The sequence below is a fragment of the Candidatus Neomarinimicrobiota bacterium genome (assembly GCA_018647265.1).
GTDB lineage: Bacteria > Fidelibacterota > Marinisomatia > Marinisomatales > TCS55 > TCS55.
Genome location: JABGTK010000040.1, coordinates 1 through 17,139, shown reverse-complemented (window position 1 = coordinate 17,139; position 17,139 = coordinate 1). Strand labels below are relative to the sequence as shown.

Annotated in this window: 19 protein-coding genes and 2 tRNA genes; 19 read left to right on the top strand and 2 right to left on the bottom strand. The window is 37.0% G+C overall.

The window, feature by feature from the left end; genetic code table 11:
* Window positions 1–45 precede the first annotated feature (45 nt).
* From HN459_02885 to HN459_02855, 7 genes are all read left to right on the top strand, one after another.
* Window positions 46–288 carry a hypothetical protein gene (locus HN459_02885; protein ID MBT3478386.1) on the top strand — a complete coding sequence of 81 codons (243 nt, stop codon included), beginning with the start codon at window positions 46–48 and terminating at the stop codon, window positions 286–288.
* A 188-nt stretch (window positions 289–476) separates the two neighbouring features.
* Window positions 477–2,195 carry a T9SS type A sorting domain-containing protein gene (locus HN459_02880; protein ID MBT3478385.1) on the top strand — a complete coding sequence of 573 codons (1,719 nt, stop codon included), beginning with the start codon at window positions 477–479 and terminating at the stop codon, window positions 2,193–2,195.
* Between the two features lie 56 nt (window positions 2,196–2,251).
* On the top strand, window positions 2,252–2,467 hold the full coding sequence (locus tag HN459_02875; GenBank protein MBT3478384.1) for a hypothetical protein: 216 nt from the start codon (window positions 2,252–2,254) through the stop codon (window positions 2,465–2,467).
* Window positions 2,467–2,733 (top strand): type II toxin-antitoxin system RelE/ParE family toxin, encoded by a 267-nt coding sequence (locus tag HN459_02870; GenBank protein MBT3478383.1) that lies wholly within the window; start codon window positions 2,467–2,469, stop codon window positions 2,731–2,733. The genes HN459_02875 and HN459_02870 overlap by 1 nt, the downstream gene beginning before the upstream one ends.
* A 338-nt stretch (window positions 2,734–3,071) precedes the next feature.
* Entirely contained in the window at window positions 3,072–3,302 is a 231-nt protein-coding gene (locus tag HN459_02865; GenBank protein ID MBT3478382.1) for a type II toxin-antitoxin system prevent-host-death family antitoxin, read from the top strand.
* A 2-nt stretch (window positions 3,303–3,304) separates the two neighbouring features.
* Window positions 3,305–3,697: a type II toxin-antitoxin system VapC family toxin gene (locus tag HN459_02860; GenBank protein MBT3478381.1), complete on the top strand. Its 393-nt coding sequence runs from the start codon at window positions 3,305–3,307 to the stop codon at window positions 3,695–3,697.
* A gap of 271 nt (window positions 3,698–3,968) precedes the next feature.
* Window positions 3,969–6,362 carry a hypothetical protein gene (locus HN459_02855; GenBank protein MBT3478380.1) on the top strand — a complete coding sequence of 798 codons (2,394 nt, stop codon included), beginning with the start codon at window positions 3,969–3,971 and terminating at the stop codon, window positions 6,360–6,362.
* 289 nt (window positions 6,363–6,651) lie between these two features.
* Here HN459_02855 and HN459_02850 read toward each other — a convergent pair whose 3' ends face one another.
* On the bottom strand, window positions 6,652–8,487 hold the full coding sequence (locus tag HN459_02850; protein ID MBT3478379.1) for a hypothetical protein: 1,836 nt from the start codon (window positions 8,485–8,487) through the stop codon (window positions 6,652–6,654).
* A gap of 345 nt (window positions 8,488–8,832) precedes the next feature.
* Between HN459_02850 and HN459_02845 the strand changes: the two genes are divergently transcribed.
* Window positions 8,833–9,504 (top strand): uracil-DNA glycosylase, encoded by a 672-nt coding sequence (locus tag HN459_02845; GenBank protein ID MBT3478378.1) that lies wholly within the window; start codon window positions 8,833–8,835, stop codon window positions 9,502–9,504.
* Window positions 9,501–11,687 (top strand): S9 family peptidase, encoded by a 2,187-nt coding sequence (locus tag HN459_02840; GenBank protein ID MBT3478377.1) that lies wholly within the window; start codon window positions 9,501–9,503, stop codon window positions 11,685–11,687. The genes HN459_02845 and HN459_02840 overlap by 4 nt, the downstream gene beginning before the upstream one ends.
* A gap of 143 nt (window positions 11,688–11,830) precedes the next feature.
* On the opposite strand, the gene HN459_02835 is transcribed toward HN459_02840, so the two are convergent.
* Window positions 11,831–11,903 (bottom strand) — tRNA-Ala (locus tag HN459_02835).
* A 271-nt stretch (window positions 11,904–12,174) separates the two neighbouring features.
* On the opposite strand from HN459_02835, the gene HN459_02830 reads away from it, so the two are divergent.
* From HN459_02830 to HN459_02785, 10 genes are all read left to right on the top strand, one after another.
* Window positions 12,175–12,420 (top strand): RNA-binding protein, encoded by a 246-nt coding sequence (locus HN459_02830; protein ID MBT3478376.1) that lies wholly within the window; start codon window positions 12,175–12,177, stop codon window positions 12,418–12,420.
* Between the two features lie 146 nt (window positions 12,421–12,566).
* Complete coding sequence (locus HN459_02825; GenBank protein ID MBT3478375.1) at window positions 12,567–13,154, top strand: hypothetical protein; 588 nt, start codon at window positions 12,567–12,569, stop codon at window positions 13,152–13,154.
* A complete protein-coding gene (locus tag HN459_02820; GenBank protein ID MBT3478374.1) occupies window positions 13,088–13,732 on the top strand; it encodes a collagen-like protein in 645 nt (214 codons plus the stop codon). Before HN459_02825 ends, HN459_02820 begins: the two co-directional genes overlap by 67 nt.
* A 17-nt stretch (window positions 13,733–13,749) precedes the next feature.
* Complete coding sequence (locus tag HN459_02815; protein ID MBT3478373.1) at window positions 13,750–14,076, top strand: translation initiation factor; 327 nt, start codon at window positions 13,750–13,752, stop codon at window positions 14,074–14,076.
* Between the two features lie 67 nt (window positions 14,077–14,143).
* A complete protein-coding gene (locus HN459_02810) occupies window positions 14,144–14,281 on the top strand; it encodes a hypothetical protein (GenBank protein ID MBT3478372.1) in 138 nt (45 codons plus the stop codon).
* Window positions 14,282–14,359: 78 nt separating this feature from the next.
* Window positions 14,360–15,283 carry a hypothetical protein gene (locus HN459_02805; protein MBT3478371.1) on the top strand — a complete coding sequence of 308 codons (924 nt, stop codon included), beginning with the start codon at window positions 14,360–14,362 and terminating at the stop codon, window positions 15,281–15,283.
* Window positions 15,283–15,771: a rhodanese-like domain-containing protein gene (locus tag HN459_02800; GenBank protein MBT3478370.1), complete on the top strand. Its 489-nt coding sequence runs from the start codon at window positions 15,283–15,285 to the stop codon at window positions 15,769–15,771. Before HN459_02805 ends, HN459_02800 begins: the two co-directional genes overlap by 1 nt.
* A complete protein-coding gene (locus tag HN459_02795) occupies window positions 15,768–16,220 on the top strand; it encodes a DoxX family membrane protein (protein ID MBT3478369.1) in 453 nt (150 codons plus the stop codon). The genes HN459_02800 and HN459_02795 overlap by 4 nt, the downstream gene beginning before the upstream one ends.
* A gap of 94 nt (window positions 16,221–16,314) precedes the next feature.
* Window positions 16,315–16,387 (top strand) — tRNA-Gly (locus tag HN459_02790).
* A 246-nt stretch (window positions 16,388–16,633) separates the two neighbouring features.
* The coding region (locus HN459_02785) for an SAM-dependent DNA methyltransferase (protein ID MBT3478368.1) at window positions 16,634–17,139 on the top strand (506 nt) is incomplete at its 3' end.

Sequence of the window (17,139 nt, the reverse complement as noted above, 5' to 3'; positions counted from 1 at the left end):
TTGAGTCAAAACTACCCCAACCCCTTTAATCCCCAGACATCAATAATGATTAGTTTAGAAGACGATGCCCAGGTTGATTTAATTATCTATAATCTTTTGGGTGAAGAAGTGACTCGGTTGGCGATCAATGAATTCCGTCCGTCAGGATACTATACTTTTATATGGAATGGCGCCAACTCTCGTGGTAATCGTGTATCAACGGGAATGTATTTCTACCATGCGATTATTCGAAATGAAAAGGGCATTATTGTTTTAAATAAAACAAAGAAGATGGTATTGTTGAAATAAAGAAAAATTCGGTGGAAGGGAGACAACTGTTTACCTAAGACTATCCACTCAGGCTCACGAGTGGTTAACAATTGTTTTTTTTCTTCCACCGATAATTTAAGCGTAAATCATAATATGGATTGGTGCTTTGAATCACGGAACAAATTTAATTGTGATTCTGAAATCATTATTCTAAAAAGGAGTTCATCATGAAGAAAATCGCTATTCTTTTCATTGTCTTATTAACATCATCATTCGTTTTTGCCCAGAATACCTATGTCCCCGATGACAAATTTGAACAGGCCCTGATTGACCTAGGCTACGACACAACTCTGGATGATTCAGTAGTTACAGCAAATATCAGCGGTGTAACCACTTTAGATGTGAGCGAAAAAGAAATAAGCGATTTAACCGGGATAGAAGCTTTTTCAGCCTTAACCAGCCTGGAATGTTGGAGTAATAAAATAACCAGTCTTGATATGACTGCCAATACAGCCTTAACCAATCTGAATTGCTGGAATAATAAATTGACCAGCCTGGATGTGAGTAAGAATACTGCTTTAGACTACCTAAGCTTATATAAAAATCAATTAACCAGCTTGGATTTGAGTCAAAATATAAAGTTAAAGGTTTTATATGTTTCAGAAAACAAATTAACGTCACTGAATATGAGAAATGGAATTAAAGATGCGTTAATTACTTTTTTTGCTCAAGAAAATCCAGGTCTTACTTGTATCGAAGTGTTAGACCCAGTCTGGGCCACAGCAAATTGGACTAATGCTGATGTTACTAAAATGGAACTGGATGCAGGCGTAACCTTTGCTTACATTTGTGGAGTAGAGGTAGATGGTGTATCTACTTATAATAATAATGGTATTAAAGCAATCACCTTTAATGTAGAGCTGCCAGTTCATTCGCTTCCGGACACTGATATCTCACTTGGATTTTGGAAATCGGGTGCAGAAAACCATGAATGTACGGGCTGCAATGGTAGAGATACTGTAAGTATGCGGAAGTTATCAGATGATCATTGGGAAGCAACTGTAGGGCTTGATACAACTTTAGTTGCAGGAGAGACCGGAGAAAGTCAGTACTGGTATCATTATTTTAAAACAATACCAGATTATACAATCCCCGATACTTTTGCAGTCAAAGAAGATTTAGAGCGGTTCAAATCGGAACCAAATCCTGATGGCTTAAGGCAATTAGAACCTAGTTGGCATAAAGTAAGTCCTCTGGTTAATAAAGATACAGTTGTTGCGTGGAACAATATTGCACCAGTTAGCTTTGACTGGGTAAGTAAGGCAGCGGATACGATTAAAATCTCTAAGACTAATCTTGGGGAAACATACGAATTGAAATGGTCCGAAAGTATAGATGTGGATATCGATACTATTGATTACCTCGTTTATGCAAAAATAGGCGTCTATCCCGAAAAAGAGATATACGATACAACCGTCATTGCTTTGCCATTGTCATATCAAGAAATTGTGGAGATTGTCTTTGAGGGGAAGCCAAACGAGAAAGCAACTGTTCAGTTTACAATTTTTGCTACCGATGGGATTGATACAGTAAGAATCACAGGTGATGATAGAGTTCTATTTGTCAATCGCTATGAATATCTTTCAACAGAAGGTGAAGGAATACCAACTGAATTTGCGCTTCATGATAACTATCCAAATCCTTTCAACCCAACGACTACATTACGGTTCGATCTGCCTGAGGTGAGCGATATAACTGTTACTATATTCAATATGCTAGGACAAAAGGTAAGAACATTCAATATGAACAATACACCTGCTGGGTACCATTCGATAAAGTGGAATGCCACCAATAATTTTGGTGATCCCGTGGGTGCAGGAGTGTATTTGTACCAACTTAGGGCAGGGAATTTTGTGAAAACAAAAAAGATGATTCTTTTGAAATAAGTATCAAATATAGTGTATTATTATGTGTATAATTATACATGTCGAAACATTATAGAATGAATATTACGCTACCCGGTGCAGTTTCTGAGGAATTGGAAGCTGTTTCAAAAGAACTCAATAGCAAGAAAAGTCATATTATCACCGAGGCCTTAGAATTGTATTTTGACGAGTTGGATAGTGCCATTGCAGAAAAACGGTTAGATGAATTGGAAAAAGGCAATGCAAAAACTATTCCGGCTGACGAGGTTTGGGAAACGCTCGGAATCGGTTAGTGTATTCGCTAATATTTTTAGATAAAGCGAATGATGAATTATCTAAAATCGATCCAATTTGGCAAAAGAGAATAAAAGTCAAACTCAATATTCTTACTCAAAACCCTGCTGCAATATCGAATAGAATCTCCCCATTGAAAGGGAAAAAATATAAGGGCATGGCTAGGCTTCGAGTGGGGTCATATCGGATCATAATCCAAAATAAGGATAAAGAATTAATTATATTGATCGTCCGGGTTGCGCACCGAAAAGATGTGTATAGATAGATTTATTTGTAAAGAAACTCTTTCGTTATGCCCCGCCTAAGGCGGGGTATCCAAATGCAACGATAGTAATATTCACAGAACTGGATCCCGGGTATTCTTCGAATCCCGGGATTACAAATTATGGGGTGAGTTAATATCCGTGGATTGGGACTATGTACTTAGTGAATTGTTGTACCCAAGTCTTGTGAAAAAATGATTCACTGATGGTTATCTTTTCAATCCAAAATTACAAAAATATAATCAACCAGCGCATGCGGTCTTGAAAAAAAGGATATTATATTGTTTCAAACGCACGATTAGGTGTACATTTGGAGTGTACAACTAAAGGACTATTTGTTATGCAATCCATCGCAGTGAGTGATTTGAGGGCCAATCTAATGAAAGTATTAAAAAGCATTGAAAAGGGGCTTTCCCTCTCCATTACATCCCGGGGTAAAGAAGTTGCAAAACTTGTGCCGCCGGGATATCCCAAAATAGTTGCGCAATATAAATTATCAGAAATAAGTGAAACAGCCAAAATTCATGATATCATTACTCCATTTAAAGAGGAGTGGGGAAAGGCTAATTGAGAATTGTTGCTGATACCCATGTAATAATATGGGATGCATTGGCACCAGATAAACTAAGTAATAAAGCTCGAAAAGTATTTGATGAAGCCAATGATTCGGAGGGCATTTTATTTTGCGATATTTCTCTATGGGAAATATCGATGCTTATTGATAAAGAGCGGTTGATAATAGATGTACCCTTTCTCGAGTTTATTGAATTATTGTCTTTAAGTCGGAATTATATATTCCAACCCATCACCCCGGAAATTGCTGATCAATCCATAAAATTTGGATTGGGACCAATCTCTGATCCGGCCGATAGGCTTATTTCCGCGACATCAATATTTTCAGGATCGCCATTGGTAACAGCAGATAAAAATATTCGTGAGTCAGAGAATGTTCATACAATTTGGTAAGGGAAATCCATAGAGTATGTTGTCCGGATTATTTAACTTAATTTAATCTGTAATTCCGATTATTTAGGCATGTCATTAATTCCTTGAATTCCTGATATTTAGATATCAAATTCTACATGCCATGGTGGATTTTAAGATAATATTAAGGTTCCCAAATTTTCAATTTAAGACTAATTTAAGTTTAATTAGGCGGTTGCCTCTTTGTGTTCTTTTTTCGATTCTCATCGGACAGGATAACAGTTCAGGATTACGATTCTTTGGCAAGGATGGTTTGGGGGGTAACACACCATTCTCAACTTTAGATATATCCTCAAATGATCCCATTCATGTGGAAGATGAATTTACTCTTTCATTCCAATTTTTAATACGAGATCCAAGTCCGTTTGGATTTATTCTTCATATAGATTCTGATTCTTTACCTGCCAGTAATTTGGTTAATATAGATTTTAAACATATTGATACAACTTATTTTGAATTTAGTTTTCAAGAAATAAATAAGATGATTTCTATTTCAATACCAAAATCAGAGTTAAATCCATTAAAATGGCATCATTTGTCGATCACATATAATTTAGTATTGGATGAGGTAAGGCTGGTGTTGAATAATAAAGTTGCTAAGATTCTAAAATATCCCATGTTAAATGAACAAGATATTAGAATTAAATTTGGTTCGAATGGACTTTTGTCTGACGTACCTAGTATGACCTTGAAGAATATTAAAGTGTTTAGTAAAAACGTTTTGCGACATCATTGGAAATTTGATGAATCTTCAGGCAATTATGGGTATGATAATATTGGTGGCCGAAAAGCAATGATTACTAATAGTTTATGGGAATATGAATCCCATATCACATGGGTTGTAGAAGACACTATTATATATAAGGATCCTGAAATTATTATCTTTAGTAACGATCATAATAATATCACTTTTATAGAGAATGGCCTGAATATATATACAATTGATACTCACGAATATTCTAAAAAATTTGTTCGGGCAAAAATCAATATTGAAGAGGATGGTTATTTTTATTACAATAATATTAATGAAAAAATATTTGTATTCTCGAGTGATGGTGGGGATTTTAATCTTTATGACTTAAATAAAAATATAAAAAAATCATATTTGATCGAAGGCCCAAGAGACCAATACCATACGGCTGGACATTTTTTTGATTTTAATACAAATGAATTTTATTTGTTTGGTGGATATGGGTGGTATCGTTCAAAAAACCATATACGAAAATTTGATTATGAGACTCACCATTGGGATACATTATCTGTTTGGGGTGATAGGTTTTATCCTCGATTTGGCTCATCCGTATCAGAAGGACCCGATTCAAATTATATTTATTTATTTGGAGGATCTGGTAATATAAGTGGTTTGCAAGAAAGAGGATTCCACACATTTAATGATTTTTGGAAATTCAATCGAAAAACAATGCATTTACAGAAAATTAAATCTTTCATCTCTATTCAGCATTATGATCAAGCAGTTTTATCATATTCAAAAGACATTAATCGGTTTTTACTATCCGTAAAATCAATATCTAATTCCCCTATTTATATATTGACTATTAATCCAGAAACGTATGACATCGAAAACAAATCTATAATCCCTAATACAGAAACAGAATTCCAGTCAAGGAAGATTGTACCTAATGTAAATAAAAAGACTGGAAAACTCGTTGTGGCGACACAGTCAAACATTTCAAACACTCAAAAAACATTTGTTCAAATTCACACAATCAATTATCCTCCCATGGATCCACCGCCGATTTCAGCAATGGAATCATGGGGTCGGTATGGTTTTGGCGTTTTGGCATTAATGATTTCATTGGGAATTATCGGATTTCGATGGAAAAATAATAAAATAAATGACATTCCCAGTTCGACTTTTATCTACATGCCTAGTTTTTCACAAGATGAGAATCCATATTTACATCATGATTTTGCCGTTCAATGTTTTGGTAATTTTAAATTATATAAGTCTGGTATAGAAGTTTTGGCTTCTGAGTGGATCTCAAAAAAAGCACGCCATTTATTTGTCTATCTCATTTTAAACGGAGATAAAGGTGTATCCCCGAATGATATCTATGGCGAATTCTGGCCAAATACGAATCAAAAAAGTGCCGCCAATAGTCGTTATGTGGCCATGTCTCAAATCAGGAATGTCTTGGGTGCGGCCTATTCAGGAATTATTAACAGTTTTGATCATAATATATTTATAAAACTTGGCGCAGAACATTTCTCAGATTTTCACTATTTCTTATCCGTTTTTAAAGCGAATTCTCAGGCTGATATTCAAGCACGAGAAACAGCCTTACGACTCTATGGAAGCGGCGAATTATGTCATGATGTGGATGACAAATGGATGGAAGATATTCGACAGAATATTCAGGCTAAATCAAAACGGATTGCTGAATCTTTAGTCATTCCATATCGTGAATTGAATAATTGGCAGAAATTAGCGGCGTTGGGTGAACAAATATTATCCTGGGATTCCATCGATGAAGATGGACTCCAATGGGCAATGGAAGGACATCTTAAAAACCAGCATACAGCGAAAGCAAAATCAGTATTTGATATTTATACAAGACATTATAATGACATACTTGATAATCAACCAGAATTGAATTTTAAGGATATTGAGGCACGATTTGTATAAAAAATGCAATATTTTATATTTTTAAGGGTTTTTATAGGAAATCTATACAGACCCATTTCTTAAAATCGACCATGCTATAATAAATGCAAATGCCTGACTCACCTCTGTCGGCTATGAAATTGCTCTCCAATTCTCCAAAAAAGTGATTTCCATAGCTTGGCAAATGCTGCGCATGTGTCGTATAACCAAAAATGATAATATATAAAAAAAAAGGGCTTCGGATGATTACCGAGGCCCTTTTACCATTAACGTTAGATGAGTATCTGTGCTCATCATTTCAATTCATCAACTAAAAGAAGTATTTCCTGTTGTCGACTATATCAGCATTATCTCTCATGTCAGTCATCCAACTTCGGTAAACGCGATTTTGTTTTTGTTGTGTAAGGTCAAGTTGGAGTATATCTTTTTGAATGCCCCAAGCTGTGGAGTCAAAAGTGCTGATAGCATTTACTTTAATAATTCCATAGCCACGATATGTTTTGATGGGCCCGATTAGATCACCTTCGTTTGCACTGAGCAATGCACCAACGACTTGGTCAGAACGGCCCAGTGAAATAAAGGAGCTACTCAGTTTTTTAGAATCAGATGGAACCAATTCAATCTTGTCATATTCTTTTTTTAAAGATTCAAATGATACACCTCCTGACACTTTGTTCTTAAGGTCATTTGCAAGGTTTTTGGCCGCATCATTTTCCTTCTCATTACTGATAGCAGCATATACTTGGGTGCGAACATGATCAAATGATTTAACGCCTGCTTCTTCAATTGAATCAAGTGTGAATACAGCATAAAATCCATCTGTTTCCATGGGGTCAGAAATTGTTCCAACTTCATTATTATATGCCCACCGAACTGCCGATCTAAATGGTCCTAAAATTCCGAGGAATATATCTTTTTCCCCCAGTGATTTAGCGGGAATAGAAAAGACACTATGGCTGTCCTGGGCGGCAGCAAAGCCATAATCTTGCGCATCATAACTAAATAAAGTAGCTTTTCTGCGAATATCTGTACGGGAGTTTTGTCCCATCTCAATCTTCAGTAAAATATGGCGTGCCTTAACCTTATGGTCTTTTTTACCCACGTTGCTAATGCTGTCCACTTTAATAATATGATATCCGAATTGCGTCAGGATAGGGCCAACAACTGCGCCTTGTCTCGAATTGAATACTGCCTCATCAAAGGCGGGAACCATTTGCCCTTTGCCAAACCATCCCAAATCACCACCGCGGCCCGAGTCAGGTGTCACTTGGTTGCCGGGATCTTGTGTGTGGATATTGGCTAAAATAGAAAAATCATCACCGTCGCTGTAGGACAAAATTATTTCCAAAGCTTCCTGCTTGACGCGTAGGGTGTCATTATTCGTGGCTGTTTTGGGCCAACTTACATAGGATAAATGGCGTTGCTCTTCCTGTTCAAAATCGACCAATCGTGATTTATAGTTAGCCATCAATTCATCTTCGGTGGGTTCGGCGACTAGATCTTCAACTGCCGTGGTAGTAACATGTAATGCAGAAATGGTATAATTCGCATTCCGTTTTACAAATTCTTCTCGAATTTCTTCCTGTGATACAACAGCGGACATATTGATGTACTGCTGCAGTTTAAAACGCGGAATATAGTAACTGCGCATCCAGGCTTCGATAGGGGCCCAGTCAAGCATACCCTGTGTATTCAAAGCACGGCGATACGTTTCTTCATCAAATTCATTATTCGCCATGAATAATCGTTGAATATCCGCAGGAGGATTATTCTCCAAGTGATAGAGTATTTCTTCATCAACCACAGTGATGTCCAAATCGTCGATAGCTTGTTCAGTCAATCGTTCTTCGATAAAGGCATTCCAAACTTCTGCACGGATTGCGTCAATATGTTGGTCAGAAATCTGAGTTCCCGAATTGCGAAGTGATTCCATACGAACATTCACTGCTTGATTAAATTGGTCTGGAGTAATGTGGGATCCATTCACAGATCCAATAGCTTCGGAGGGGCTAACACGACCGAAAAGTTGATCGATAATGTTGGCACCGCCAACCAATCCACCAATGGTCATACTCAGTAAAAATAAAATCAGAAGCGACCATATAACGACGTGCATCTTGTTGCGGAGTGTTGTCATCATTGCCATAAAATTATGTCCTTAAGTAAAATATGTTTAGAACTTCAAAAGAAGGGGTGCGAATTTATGTTTCTGACACCCCCAATGGCAATGAGCAATGCCGTGTAAATGATTATTGTTTATATTAATAATTAAATTGGTGAAAATCATTAATAATGACTCCTAAGATATTTATTTACGAATGGAGAGTATTTACAGTGAAGCCCTTTAAATAAATGAATGTAATTAAGCGATGCCCATCTCTGGTTTGACCTTGGAGACTTCTGTACTAATTTCCGCCTCTAAATTTCATAACATACGTTGCCCAATCTACACCCAACACCTGAAAACCATCCCCTCATCCGTAAAGGACCTATGTCGGCACTGTACCAAGAAGTTGTGGGTTGTAAGACATGTCCGAGGATTGTTGAATTCCGAACCAAGGTTGCCCGTGAAAAAAGAAAACAATTCATGGATTGGACCTACTGGGGTAAACCGATAGCAGGGTATGGGGATCCTAGTGCAGAATTATTATTAGTAGGATTAGCACCGGCGGCCCATGGTGGCAATCGAACTGCCCGTGTATTTACCGGCGATAAATCAGCTGATTTTCTTATGAAATGCCTCCATGCAGAAGGACTCGCGAATCAATCCAATTCTGATTCTCTTGACGATGGTTTAGAATTGAAAAGCGCATTCATGACAACAGTATTAAAATGCGTGCCGCCACAGGATAAACCTACCGCAGAGGAATTGCGAAATTGCGCGCCATTTTTTGGGACAGAAATGAAATTGATGAAAAACATTAAGATAATCCTTGCCCTGGGAAAAATTGGTTTTGATGGTGCTTTGAAACACTTTCGACAAGATTATGATCTTAAAATGAAGGACTATTCCTTTGGCCACGACAAACAATATGTTTTACCGAATGGTATGATTCTTTGGGGGAGCTACCATCCAAGCCCAAGAAATGTAAATACAGGGCGAATGAATTTTGATATGATGACAGAATTATTACGAAAAATTAAAAGGGAATTAAAGCAATGATACGCAAAACAATAATAACCATATCTATTATCTCATGTGTTTTTGGAGAAGGTAAAAGACTCTCCTTTAATGATGTACAGGGGAAATCACCATTTAAACATGCTCGCCTTGGAATGATGGTTTGGTTTCCTAATGAAAACGCTTACCTAGCTTGGGGAAAAGATGCTCATAAAGGGGATATCGTTCAAGTCACATTTCCCGAAAAAGACACCACAGAATTTTTGGATAGTTCTGCTTTTTATATTGATGGTAAGAAACTGAAAGTAGATCGTTTTAGTTTTGATAAAACGGGAACTAAACTGTTATTTCTTTCCGATAGAGAAAAGATTTGGCGTCATTCTTATCTTGGGACTTATCATGTTTTAGATATTGATTCAAAACAAATTCACTCTGTAAGCAGTGATAATACAAACCTTAGAAATGTTAAATTTTCCCCCGATGGGAATAAGGTTGCATATGTTCGAAATGACAATAACCTTTTTGTATACAATTTAGTTAAAAAGAAAGAAAAGCAGCTTACTTCAAGTGGCTCCGATTTGATTTATAATGGCCATTTTGGTTGGGTATATGAAGAAGAATGGGGGTCCTTTGATGGTTATCGTTGGTCGCAGGACAGTCGATCAATTGCTTATTGGGAAGAAGACCAATCACAAGTGCCAGTCTTCACTATGTTTGATGAATTATCTTTATATCCAACGATGCAACAAATTCGTTATCCCAAAGCAGGTCAAACCAACCCAACTATGAAAATATTCGTGGTAGATGTTAAAAAGGGTCGACGAAAATCAATGGATATTGGTGATACAAACGACGCCTACTACCCTTGGATGGAATGGACTGCTGACAAAAAGTTGACTGTTATGCGGATGAATCGTCTCCAAAAACATTGGGATTTTCTAACAATTGCCACCAAAAGTGGGAAATCTAATAAAGGCTTGAGCGAATCTGATAAAAAAGGGTGGGTTGACCTTCATCGCAATTACAATTTTTTAAAAAATGGTAATATCCTTTGGATGTCTGAACAATCCGGATGGCACCATATTTATATTCATACGACTGCGGGTGAATTGGTACAGCAAATAACTAATGGTGAATGGGAGGTGAAAAAGATTGTTCGGGTAGATGAGGAAAATAAAACTGTATATTTTACCGCCAACAAAGAATCGGTATATGAAACGAGATTTTATTCCGTCAAATTTGATGGTAGCAATTTCAGTCTTTTAACGAATGAAAAGGGTTCTCATTCTGTTAAAGTTCTTCCAAAAGGAGATGCCTTTATTGACTCTTATTCAAGTCTTATTACGCCAACCAAACATATCCTTAAAAGTATGGATGGTGAAAAACTGCAAATTCTGGGAGAAACAGATAAATCTCAGTTTGAAGTTTACGATTGGTCTTATCCAGAGATTATCAATTTTGAAACAGCAGATGGTACAACAACATTGGATGGAATCATAACTTATCCACCTGATTATGTTAAAGGAAATCGTTATCCCGTAATTGTTTATGGTTATGGAATGCCCGGCACACAGATTGTGAGCAACCGGTGGGGTGGTGTATGGAATCAATATTTAGCACAGCAGGGATATATCGTATTTTCTTTGGATGCTCGCGGTATGAGTGGTCGCGGTGAAGCATTCAAAAATTTAAGTTATGGTGATATGGCCAAATACTTGGCAATGGATACTGCAACTGGAGTCCAATATTTGGTGGATGAAGGAATTGCTGATCCGAATCGTATTGGAGCTTGGGGTTGGTCTGGTGGCGGATATTTCACTGGATTGATGCTCACCAAGAATGCCCATTTATTTGATGTTGGTGTTTCAGTAGCGCCGGTAATGGATTTTAGATTATATGACTCAATTTATACTGAACGATCTATGGGGCTTCCTCAGGACAATGCGTCTGGATATGACTCGACGTCCGTATTGTCTTATGTTGATAGGTTTGATGGTAAGTTGCTCGTTATCCATGGGACTGGCGATGATAATGTACATTCACAAAATATGACATGGTTGGTAGAGGAATTTGTGAAGAATGCTAAACAATTGGATACATTTTATTATCCGAATCGCCCCCATAGTATGGCGGGAGGGAAAGCACGGAAAAATCTCTATCGGAAAATGATTAATTATTTTAATGACCATTTACTCGGGAAACCGTTGATTGAGCGGAAGAATTAATATTAACAATATTTTGGATTGAATTAAATATGTTGATATTTGAAATGACATAGTCAATTCAAGTCCTATTTTGATGTATCAGAAATTCTTTAGTAAGAATGCTATAGTAGAAGAATTTGAATTAAAAGTTATAAAAAATAATGTGGAGCCGGACGGGATCGAACCGACGACCTCTTGACTGCCAGTCAAGCGCTCTCCCAACTGAGCTACGGCCCCTCAAAAATCGGCATGAATATAGTTCATTTGTCTTATATATGGGAATAATTGCTTTGAAAAAAAGTAATTATTAAATGTTATTTGGAAATTCGATTTTCCTTTCATCGATTTTGTCCTTGAAATTACATAAAATTTAATTTTGTACTATTTGTAAATAGTATATAAATTCATATCAGGATTTACGTAAATAACTCCTACTTAATTTATTGGTGGACATAAAGGTATCTATTTACTTGAATCCTAATTTTGGAAAATTTAGGAAATCTATGTTATGAATATATATGTTGGAAATCTAAACTATCAGGTCACGGATAATCAATTGCGAAGTGCCTTTGAAAATTATGGTGAAGTTTCTTCTGCTGAAGTAACCACAGATCGTAACAGCGGTAGCTCAAAAGGTTTTGGTTTTATCAAAATGCCCTCTAGAGAAGAAGGCGAGGCAGCTGTTAAAGCATTGTTAGGGAAAGAAATAAGTGGACGGCCAATGGTTGTGAGTGAAGCGCAATCCAAAAAATAAAATATACCTTTCTCTTTTTCAATTATATTTCCTCTCTTGCAATAATATTTAATCGAATTGTTTATTAAATGGCAACTTGCCAATTGGGGAACACTTGTCTTAATCTCTGTGCAATCTTTTACACAAGGTAAGTGAAATGAGGCCTAATGCCTGAGCAAAAAACACAAATAATAGAAGAGCCGGAATTTAGTTCACGGAATGTGCGCAGCAATATTGCGCCCATTTTTCAAATATTGCAAAGTGAACAAAATATTCTCCAAAGGACGGATCAAAAAGCATTTACACTTATGTCCATTTTGGGTGTATTCATGGTCTTTTTTATTGTTCATTTCTTAAAAATCAATATCAATTGGTTTAATGTAGTAATGGTTTTTATCTATTTTATTGCAGCGCTATTTTCTATTGGAAACCTAATGCTAGTGATTGTTCCACGGATGCGAAATGACCAAAATCATGAGGATTTACCTGATATAAATGCAACATTTTTTGGCGGAATTATTCAATTCAAGAATCCTGTGGAATATGCAGAATACTTGAATGAAATAACCGATGATCATGAGAAGACATATAAAATGTTTTCGTCACAACTTTATGCCCTTGGGCATATTAATGCTTACAAAAATAAACATTTACGTCGAGCCATTATGTTTTTCGGAACGGCCATCTTATGCGAATTGCTCATAATCATGTCCATGGCATGGGGAAGAGCATGGCAGTTCTTATTCAATATATGAAAATAACTTTACTCGCATTCGCTATTTATCTTAGCGCCTGCGCACCAACGTCCGCACTGGGGCCACAAGGTATCCCCGGAGACATGGGACCTCCTGGGAGTCCTGGTGAAGTTGGGCCTGAAGGTGTAAAAGGTGAAAAGGGCGATCCCGGCGAACCGGGTAAAGGCGGGAAGGATGGGACTTCTATTTCACCATTATTGATAAACAATTTAGAAAAAACGCTTGCTGATATAAAAGCTGGTGGCAGTCAAATGGTTTCAAAAGCTATGGATGCCATGCCAGAACAAGTGGTTAGCACGGTTCATTTTCGTTTTGGCATATCAGAGATGGGATTCGCTTTACTTACATCAGAAGGTCGCATTTTTTTGATGGAAAATAAAAATCCTGTAACGCCAGGAGATGGATTCGAATATTTAAGCCAGGTAGTCGATGATGATCATAAATTTATTTCACTTACAATTTTACCAGGAGCTGACGGTTCCAAACAATTATTCCTGGCTATGGCAACGGACGGTCATACTTTTATTTCCGAAGATTTGAAATCATGGAATCAGAAAAATCCTTTGAACTTTAAATAGCCATTATCTGGGGGACCATGGGAACATTAAAAAATACTTCTAGTATCGTTTATTCCACCGATCCGGATTATGCACCACCGGAAATCCCACAATCCAAAACTTCTTCCAGTCAAGATTTTAGAATTCACCTTGATCGAAGAAAAGGCGGAAAAATTGTTACAGTGGTGAAAGGATTTATTGGAAATGTAGATGATTTAGCTAATTTGGGAAAAACCATAAAAAAACAGTGTGGTGTTGGTGGAACAGTTAAGAATAATGAAATATTAATCCAAGGTAATGTTCGGGGAAAGGTATTAAAAATTTTAATAGATAAGGGGTTTTTAGCAAAACTATCAGGGGGATAAGTACCCATAACAGTAATCGGTGGGATACTTATTTGTGATTCGTATGAAAACAGGGATAAATTTAAGTATGAAAAATTTGAAATTAATTTCGTGGTCCATGCTCATTCTTGGACTTTGGTCTTGTTCTGGGAAACAGCCAGATGCTAAGCAGCTAACTTTTTTGGTTACAACAAATGTTCGGGGTCAACTTGACCCCTGTGGCTGAAAAGCCAATCCACTGGGCGGTCTGCCCAGAAGAGCAACATACGTTAACCAAGTAAAAGAAAGTGGCGCAAATCCGGTTATGCTGGATGCAGGAGATGCACTATTTGATAATTATTATCTCGTTCAAGGGAAAGAAGCATCATCGAAACTAAAAGCAAAAACCATTTTAGAATCATCAGCGAAGATTGGTGATTATCTCTATAATGTAGGCTATTATGATTTAGCCGCTGGTTATGAGTTTATCCAAGAAATGCAGGCTTCTTACGGTACCAATTTTATATCTGCAAATATTGTAAAATCAGGTACAGATGAATTGGTGTTTACTCCCCATAAAATCATTGAACGAAATGGATTAACAATCGGCGTATTTGGCATTACAACAGAATTACCTAAAGTTGAAAATACACTCGAATTGATGGACTATCTCGAATCAGCAAAAGCCAAAATTGCAGAATTGCGTCCCCAGGTAGATGTGTTAGTTATGTTGTTGAACTCAACGCGTCCACAATCCTATAATTCTGCCGATTCATTTACCGGTGTTGACTATTTATTCTCTAGTCGTGAAACTACGCGCACCCGCCCTGAAATGATTCAGCCAACGGGTAAACCCATGACTTACAGTTTCGGTATTCAAGGTAAATACGTGGGTCGTCTAGACGTTGATATCATGGATAAGTCCAAAAAAATAAAAGATGTTACCGGTCCCATGATGACCGTTTCTGTTTTTGAGAAAAGACTGAATAATCTTCAAAAGAGAGACCCGGATAAACCATTGGAAGAAATATATAAAGATAGCCCCAATGTTTTAAATATGGTTGAAAAATACAAGGATGGACTTTCCAGTTCTAAGTCAAGTTTAACCAATACGATTAATACATCTTACTACTCGTTAATCCCCTTAAATGGTAATGTTGCCAGTGAAAAGTCCTTATTGGCTGTTGTGGATGAAGCGCTGAAAATGTGCACGACTCTTGATATGCAGGGCGCCCAAAGTTTGAACTAATGAATATCCGAACACCACTGGGTCAAGTAGCTTTTCTTTTATTATTCTCATGTATCGTTGGGTTTGGCTCAAATTTAGTACGTTCCGATAAAATTCCATGGATTGCGGCAGCACTATCTACTGCCGATTCGATTGATACTGCAGTAGAATCGAATTCACCTGTTTTAGTTGCAATATCAATTGAACAAGCCAAAAAGCTATTTGATGATGATGTCCTTTTTATTGATGCCAGGGATGAAGGTTATTATACCCTCGGCCATATTGATGGTGCCATGAAAAATGCTTTTCTCATGGAATTAATATTCTCGATTGAAGAACGTCAGAATAAAGCAATGCCACTGGTTGTCTATTGTGGTGATCCCGGATGTGGTGATAGTGAAGATTTAGCATACAATCTCCAGGATTCAGGGTTTACGAAATTGTATGTATTTAAGGGTGGATGGGTAGAATGGTCTGCGGCAGGTTATCCGAGCGGGACTGGCGAATGACGCGCTATTTTAAAGTTCAGATTGTATTCTTTTTTCGATTAATCCTAGGAATAATATTTCTTTATGCCAGTTGGGATAAAATTGCACATCCAGCTGAATTCGCTAAAGCGATTGGCAATTATCATGCTGTACCATTTGGTTTAGAAAATATGATTGGTTTGGTTTTACCGTGGTTAGAATTATTGGTGGGATTTTGTTTGATCGCAGGAATTATGGTAGATGGTGCAGCTATTTTATGTGTCATCATGAATGTCGTTTTTATATTTGCAATTTCCCAGGCTTTGGCGCGGGGTATCAGTATTGACTGCGGATGTTTCTCTGTTACGACAGAAGGTGGAGACAAAATTGGTTTAGAAACAATCCTTCGGGATATCGTTTATTTGGGTATGTCTCTAGTTATTCTATATAGAACGGAAAGAAGATTGGAATTCTTTCCAAAATCCGTTTGACCAATTTAAAAACACCATTAAATTCCCGCCGCTCTAAAAGACAATAAAGGTGTCTTAAACTTAGTCATAAAGATCCTTTTTTGAATAAATTTATGCGAGAGTAGCTCAGCTGGTAGAGCACCACGTTGCCAACGTGGATGTCGCGAGTTCGAATCTCGTCTCTCGCTCAATGAAAAACCTCACAGAAAATGTGGGGTTTTGTGTTTATCGACATTGATAATATCTGGCCTGCTCGCCTGAATGAAATGTAGGTGGGTTTTTCGCTCAATGAAAGCCTCACAGAAAATGTGGTTATTTTATCATTTTGTCAATAGCCTGCAATCCTGCAAACAGGATTTAATCGCTCTTGCTATCATATATAATTCCTAAATTCTTAAAAGATTTTATTATGCCATCTCAAAAAGTGATTAATTATGTTCGAACAAACCTTTAAAAATATAGACGACATCCTGTTTAAAGATGCAGGTGCTGATAGCGAATTAGACTATATCGGACAAACATCGTGGATTATGTTTCTTCGATACCTTGATATGTTAGAACAAGACAAACAAGATGAAGCAGAGCTCAAAGGCGAAGAATACTCATTTATTCTTGATGACGAATATCGCTGGAGTAATTGGGCAATGCCCAAAACGACTGAAGGTCTAATTGATCATCATAAAGATATTACAGGTAAAGACTTAGTAAAATTTGTTGACTTCAAACTCTTCCCTTACCTTTCTAAGTTTAAAGAGAGTACCGACAGCTCCAATACCATTGAATATAAGATTGGCGAAATTTTTAATGAGTTAAAGAATAAAATCCAAAGCGGATACAACATGCGGGCGATCATAGAACTTGCTGATAACCTTGAGTTTCACACAACAAAGGACAAACATGAACTCTCTCACCTGTATGAAACCAAAATCAAAAATATGGG

Excerpts from the sequence above, each read along its gene's own strand:
- HN459_02885 (MBT3478386.1), top strand. The coding sequence starts at position 46 with ATGATTAGTTTAGAAGACGATGCCCAGGTTGATTTAATTATCTATAAT.
- HN459_02880 (MBT3478385.1), top strand. The coding sequence starts at position 477 with ATGAAGAAAATCGCTATTCTTTTCATTGTCTTATTAACATCATCATTC.
- HN459_02875 (MBT3478384.1), top strand. The coding sequence starts at position 2,252 with ATGAATATTACGCTACCCGGTGCAGTTTCTGAGGAATTGGAAGCTGTT.
- HN459_02865 (MBT3478382.1), top strand. The coding sequence starts at position 3,072 with ATGCAATCCATCGCAGTGAGTGATTTGAGGGCCAATCTAATGAAAGTA.
- HN459_02850 (MBT3478379.1), bottom strand. The coding sequence starts at position 8,487 with ATGGCAATGATGACAACACTCCGCAACAAGATGCACGTCGTTATATGG.
- HN459_02845 (MBT3478378.1), top strand. The coding sequence starts at position 8,833 with ATGTCGGCACTGTACCAAGAAGTTGTGGGTTGTAAGACATGTCCGAGG.
- HN459_02840 (MBT3478377.1), top strand. The coding sequence starts at position 9,501 with ATGATACGCAAAACAATAATAACCATATCTATTATCTCATGTGTTTTT.
- HN459_02830 (MBT3478376.1), top strand. The coding sequence starts at position 12,175 with ATGAATATATATGTTGGAAATCTAAACTATCAGGTCACGGATAATCAA.
- HN459_02825 (MBT3478375.1), top strand. The coding sequence starts at position 12,567 with ATGCCTGAGCAAAAAACACAAATAATAGAAGAGCCGGAATTTAGTTCA.
- HN459_02820 (MBT3478374.1), top strand. The coding sequence starts at position 13,088 with ATGCGAATTGCTCATAATCATGTCCATGGCATGGGGAAGAGCATGGCA.
- HN459_02815 (MBT3478373.1), top strand. The coding sequence starts at position 13,750 with ATGGGAACATTAAAAAATACTTCTAGTATCGTTTATTCCACCGATCCG.
- HN459_02810 (MBT3478372.1), top strand. The coding sequence starts at position 14,144 with ATGAAAAATTTGAAATTAATTTCGTGGTCCATGCTCATTCTTGGACTT.
- HN459_02805 (MBT3478371.1), top strand. The coding sequence starts at position 14,360 with ATGCTGGATGCAGGAGATGCACTATTTGATAATTATTATCTCGTTCAA.
- HN459_02800 (MBT3478370.1), top strand. The coding sequence starts at position 15,283 with ATGAATATCCGAACACCACTGGGTCAAGTAGCTTTTCTTTTATTATTC.
- HN459_02795 (MBT3478369.1), top strand. The coding sequence starts at position 15,768 with ATGACGCGCTATTTTAAAGTTCAGATTGTATTCTTTTTTCGATTAATC.